Below are 1,825 nucleotides of genomic sequence, written 5' to 3' on the forward strand. Positions count from 1 at the left end.
GGACGAGCCGCTCGTCGGGGATGCCCCGGCCGCGCGTCACGTTGCGCAGGAAGGGGATGACGTCGTCCTGCCCCTCGGGGCCGCCGAAGGACGCGAGGACCACGGCGTCGTAGTTCTTGGGCGCCATGCGCCCTGCGTCGTCGACCCCGTCGAGGGGGTCGAAGGCCTGAATGCTCACTGGAGCACCTCTGCGATTTCGTCGGAGCTGATCCTGCGGCCTGTGTAGAACGGTATCTCCTCGCGCACGTGGCGCCTCGCTTCGGTCTCCCGGAGGTGCCGCATGAGGTCGACGAGGTCCACCAGTTGCGGGGCTTCGAGGGCGAGGATCCATTCCCAGTCGCCGAGCGCGAAGGAGGACACGGTGTTGGAGAGGACCTGCGGATACTCGCGGCCCTTCATCCCGTGGTCGTACAGCATCCCACGGCGTTCCTCGCTGGGAAGGATGTACCACTCGTAGGAGCGCACGAAGGGGTAGACGCACACCCATTCTGCTGGGGCGAGACCCCGGGAGAACGCCGGGCTGTGGCTCTTGGAGAACTCGGCATCGCGGTGCACACCCATGGCGGACCAGGCGATGCCGGTCCCGGAGAACGTGGCGGTGCGCCGGATGCGCCGGATCGTCGCCTGGAGGTCCTCGGCACGCGGCCCATGGAGCCAGACCATCACGTCGGCGTCCTCGCGCAGTGCCGAGACATCGTAGAAACCCCGGACGACGACGCCGGTCCCCTCGAGCGAATCCAGCACCTCCCCGAGGCCGTCGGCTGAACTCGCGGATCCCGTGGATCCCGCGTCGCGCTTGAAGACGGTCCACAGCGTGAAGAACAGCTCTCCCCCGCCGTCGGCAGCGACGTCGGTGGAGTGTTCGGTGGAGGGCTCGGTGGAGGGCTCGGTGGAAGGATCGTGGGAAGCGTTCGTGCCGGTTAGCTCACTCATGGTATTAGTTTGCCCCTCTCGCACGAGCAATCCGAAATCCTGTTCTTCTACAACTCGTAGAAGTAATTAACGTCACGCTGGAGCAGTTCCTAACGCACCGCGTCGAGCCGATCGGCGAGTGCAGTGGCGCGCACCCGTGCGTCGTCGATCACCGCGACGAGTCCCGTTCCGGCGAGCCACGCCCCCGTGATGTCGAGTGTTCCGGCAGCCGACGCGACGGCCCGGATCCTCGCCACCCTGTCGCGATGCCCCACCGCGGCATGCGGCAGGGCGCCGGCCCAGCGGACAACATCCCAGCTCCGCACGGCGCCGGCATCGATGTGCACCCCGAGCAGAGCCGACGCGTCGGCGAGCGCGACAGCGAACAGCGTGTCGTCCCCCGTCGATGGTCCGGGCTCCCGCGCGGTGTCCCCCACCCGTCCGTAGGACAACCGGAGGACGTGCACGCCCGGCCCGGCCTGGTCCCGCAGCCACTTCCATTTGGCGGTGGCGTGAGTCAGCGCCTTGGCCGACACCCCGTCGACTCCCCGGGCCACCAGCACGCCCGTCCCGCGCGGGTGGGCATCAAGACCCGGCACCTCGACCACGAGGGTGACGAGGGCGACTCCCGGCACCGGCGCGGGGCGGTCGGCTGCCAGTTCCGGGAGCACAGGGGCTAGGAGGTCGACGGCGGCGGGGCCTCCCGTCGCGACGAGGACGGCGCGCGCAGGTAGTCTCCGCTCGAGGGTCGAGCGCTCGGTCGCTACCCGCCAGCCATTCCCCGAACGATGGATCCCGCGAACCGTCTCACCGCTTCGCAGATCGACGCCCCCGGCTGCCAGTTCCGCCACGAGTGCATCCCGGAGCCGGGCCATGCCGCCGCGGAGCCCGCCGACGGCCGATCCGGCGGGGG

General features: G+C 69.6%; 2 protein-coding genes and 1 pseudogene. All 3 read right to left on the reverse strand.

What is annotated here, in order from left to right; all coding sequences use genetic code 11:
* Positions 1 to 178 (reverse strand): annotated as a pseudogene (locus Y705_RS21725) (ferrochelatase); the annotation flags it as partial.
* Positions 175 to 933, reverse strand: coding sequence for a hydrogen peroxide-dependent heme synthase (hemQ, locus tag Y705_RS17565; RefSeq protein ID WP_081737801.1), 759 nt, complete (start codon positions 931 to 933; stop codon positions 175 to 177). The pseudogene Y705_RS21725 and the gene hemQ, both read right to left, overlap by 4 nt.
* An 89-nt stretch (positions 934 to 1,022) precedes the next feature.
* Positions 1,023 to 1,825 (reverse strand): protoporphyrinogen/coproporphyrinogen oxidase (locus Y705_RS17570; RefSeq protein WP_173401052.1); only part of this gene is annotated, 803 nt, incomplete at its 5' end.

The organism is Arthrobacter sp. H41, assembly GCF_000520535.1.
Lineage (GTDB): Bacteria > Actinomycetota > Actinomycetes > Actinomycetales > Micrococcaceae > Arthrobacter_D.

Coding starts and splice junctions, on each gene's coding strand:
- hemQ (WP_081737801.1), bottom strand. CDS start 933: ATGAGTGAGCTAACCGGCACGAACGCTTCCCACGATCCTTCCACCGAG.